This window comes from Coprococcus sp. RTP21428st1_C9_RTP21428_210409 (assembly GCF_040227395.1).
GTDB lineage: Bacteria > Bacillota > Clostridia > Lachnospirales > Lachnospiraceae > Coprococcus > Coprococcus aceti.
In genome coordinates, this window is record NZ_JBEHVV010000123.1 from 1 (window position 1) to 3,555 (window position 3,555).

Here is a 3,555-nt window from a genome sequence, read left to right on the forward strand (position 1 = left end):
AGATATCTGGACTGTGTAGCTGGTATCAATGTAACAGCATCACACAACCCACCAGAGTACAATGGATATAAGGTATACTGGGAGGATGGCGCACAGATCACACCACCTCATGACCAGGGAATCATGGCCGAGGTAAAGGCCATCACAGATTTCGCAGATACAAAGACCATGGACATGGTAGAGGCAAAGAAGAAGGGGCTTCTTGTAACTATCGGTTCAGAGGTTGATGACGCATACATGGGCGAGCTCAAGAAGCTCATCCTCAATCAGGATGCAATTGACAAGTATGGCAAGGATATCAAGATCGTGTACACACCACTTCACGGAACAGGCAACATCCCTGTAAGAAGGATTCTCAAGGAGATCGGATTTGAGAATGTGTACGTGGTTCCTGAGCAGGAGCTTCCGGATGGAGATTTCCCAACAGTTGAGTATCCAAACCCAGAGGCAAAGGAAGCATTTGCACTGGCACTCAAGCTGGCAAAGGAGGTCGATGCAGATCTCGTTCTGGCAACAGACCCTGATGCCGACAGACTCGGATGCTACGCCAAGGATTCCAAGACAGGTGAGTACAAGGTATTCACAGGTAACATGTCAGGAAGCTTACTCTGCGAGTATGAGGTAAGCCAGATGAAGGAGAAGAATGGCAGCCTTCCAGCAGACGGAGCAATCATCAAGACTATCGTTACTACCAACATGGTAGATGCTATAGCAAAGTATTATGGAACAGATCTCATCGAGTGTTTCACAGGTTTCAAGAACATTGGCCGTGAGATCCTCAGATTTGAGCAGACAGGCAAGGGAACATACCTCTTCGGATTCGAGGAGAGCTACGGATGCCTGATCGGAACCCACGCAAGAGACAAGGATGCCGTTGTTGCAACTATGGCTCTCTGTGAGGCAGCAGCTTACTACAAGGGTCAGGGCAAGACTCTTTGGGATGCAATGATGGATATGTACGAGAAGTACGGATATTATGTAGATGACATTAAGACCGTAACACTCAAGGGTGTTGAGGGATCAAAGAAGATCGGACACATCATGAATATCCTCCGTGCAAATGTACCTGAGGAAGTAGCAGGATACAAGACCAGAGTGGTACGTGATTATCGTCTTGAGTATATAAGGAATATCGAGACAGGTGAGGTTAAGCCTACCGGATTCCCGAATGCCAATGTACTCTACTACGAGCTTGAGAACGATGCATGGCTTGCGGTAAGACCATCAGGAACTGAGCCAAAGATCAAGTTCTACTACGGAATCAAGGGTTCATCATACGATGAGGCACAGAAGGAGTCAGCAGCATTTGGTGACAAGGTCATGGATCTTATCTACGATATACTTGAAAAGTAATAAAGAAAAATAATCATAAACAAACGGATTGTTACAGTGACGTATAATATACGGTCACAATGTAGCAGTCCGTTTTTTATTTTAAAATAAATTAAGTATACAAAGGAGGTAAACTGCTCTTATTATATGGGCAAAGACAGTGGGAGAATAGATTATGACAGAGAGTGTAAAGAAAAATAAAGAAATCAGGACAAATCGGTATTTCTGGATCGCATGCATAGTGCTGGTGTTACTGCAGTATGGACTGTGCATCCACTACGGGCTTAAGAGACAGTATCTGTTTTGCGATGAGGTGTACAGCTATGGCCTTGCAAACTCCACGGACAAGACTTTTCTCCATCCGGGAGAGGACAACACGCCACTTGATGAGTGGGTGACGGGGTCATATTTTGAGAACTATATGAATTATAACGATGATTCATTCAACTACAGTGCGGCATACAGAAATCAGGAAAATGATGTCCACCCGCCGGTATATTATATGCTGCTGCATACGGTGTGCTACTTTTTCAAAGGAGCGGGATACAGTGCAGTTCCGGGAATAGTGCTCAACCTCATACTCCTGATATTTGTGGATATTCTTCTGTTGTATGTGGCGGCATATCTGCTTGGAAACAGATGGTATGGACTGATGGCGGCAGCTCTGTGGGGCGTATCATCGGTGGGCATAAGCAACTGTATGCTCATACGGATGTATCTTCTTCAGACCTTGAATGTATTGCTGCTGACGGCGGTTCATGTATATATACTGAGACATAAAAAGAAGATGACCGTGCCGTATTTTATATTGCTGGCACTGGCGGTCATGTTCGGCGGACTCACACACTATTATTTCTACTTCTATGTTGCCGGACTTGGATTGTGTGTATGTATATACCTGTTGTATATGCGAAAGGTAAAGCAGATGTTTGCGTATGGCTTTAGTCTTGTTGCTGGATTTGGTGCGGCAATAGCGGTATTTCCCGCGACGATAAAGCACATATTTGGTTACAGGGGAAGCTATGCTACCGATAATCTGATAGGACTTTCCGGTCACAAATTCTTATATTATATCAGTTATATAAACAGGTCGTATTTTGCAGGACTGCTTCCGCTGATCGTGCTTGTGGCACTGGTGCTCATCGTGGCAAGGATAGTGCTTTCATTTGTGGATATAAGGATATCCTTGGTCAGGAAAAATGATGGATTATCCTACAGAGTATGTACACACAGGAGAGATATAGATGCGGACAGAACAGGAAGGATAGAGTCACGCTCACTGTTATTGGCGGGGGTTATCGTGGCCGACGCCGTTCTTGCATTTGTGGGAATACAGGGGTCCGAGCTTGTAAATGCAAGATATATCTACTCGGCACTTCCTATAGTGGCTGTGTTTATGATATGGTGTATGATGAAGCTGGTTCCAGTAATAACCAGGAAGAGATGTGCAGTTGTAACCGCTGTCATATGCCTTGCATTATGTGCAGGCAGTTTAGCTGTAAAGGGTGTAGACTGGCAGTACAGGGGCTACAGCGACTGGAGCACAGCCTTGGAGGAGATGAAGGGACAGGACTGTATCATACTGTGTCACGGAGATGGCAAATGGAACAACGTGTACGCGGGAATGAACGTATTTTCCCAGATGGGAAGATGCCGGTATGTGTACGAGGATGATATAGACAGCATCGCTGATCTGGTGAAAGACTGCGGCGATGAGATATATGTGGCAGTCATCAATGATCCAAAAATTGAAAAGGAAAAGATACACAAGATGACTGAGAAAATAGCAGAGATAACAAAGTATACAAAGAAATCTATAGAATACAGATTTTCAGGAATACGAATTTATAAATTTAAAGCAGGTGAAACAAAATGAAAAAAGTTAGCTTGATAATTCCATGCTATAACGAAGAGCAGGCTCTTCCGATATTTGCAGGGGAGCTGGACAAGGTGAGACAGGAACTCAGGCAGTATGATTTTGAGGTTCTTATGGTAAATGATGGTTCGTCGGATAAGACTCTTGAGACCATGAAAAAGATCTCAGAGGAATACGATTATTTCAAGTATTTGTCATTTTCCAGAAACTTTGGTAAGGAGGCTGCAATGTATGCGGGCTTCTGCAATGCAGATGGGGATTACGTGGCGGTGATGGATGCCGACATGCAGGATCCGCCAAGTCTGCTCCCGGAGATGCTCGGTATACTTGAGCAGGGAGAATATGAC

The 3,555-nt window shown here is 44.6% G+C and carries 3 protein-coding genes; all 3 read left to right on the forward strand.

Annotation, left to right across the window (positions count from 1 at the left end; all coding sequences use genetic code 11):
• Nucleotides 1–1,353: phospho-sugar mutase (locus ABUA34_RS14000; RefSeq protein WP_349823515.1), on the forward strand; the 1,353-nt coding region annotated here is incomplete at its 5' end.
• Nucleotides 1,354–1,507: 154 nt separating this feature from the next.
• A complete protein-coding gene (locus ABUA34_RS14005; protein ID WP_349823516.1) occupies nt 1,508–3,208 on the forward strand; it encodes a glycosyltransferase family protein in 1,701 nt (566 codons plus the stop codon).
• A partial coding sequence (locus tag ABUA34_RS14010) for a glycosyltransferase (RefSeq protein WP_349823517.1) occupies nt 3,205–3,555 on the forward strand: 351 nt, incomplete at its 3' end. The genes ABUA34_RS14005 and ABUA34_RS14010, both read left to right, overlap by 4 nt.

Bases quoted from the DNA above. Each gene is read 5' to 3' on its own strand.
- ABUA34_RS14005 (WP_349823516.1), top strand. From the start codon at position 1,508: ATGACAGAGAGTGTAAAGAAAAATAAAGAAATCAGGACAAATCGGTAT.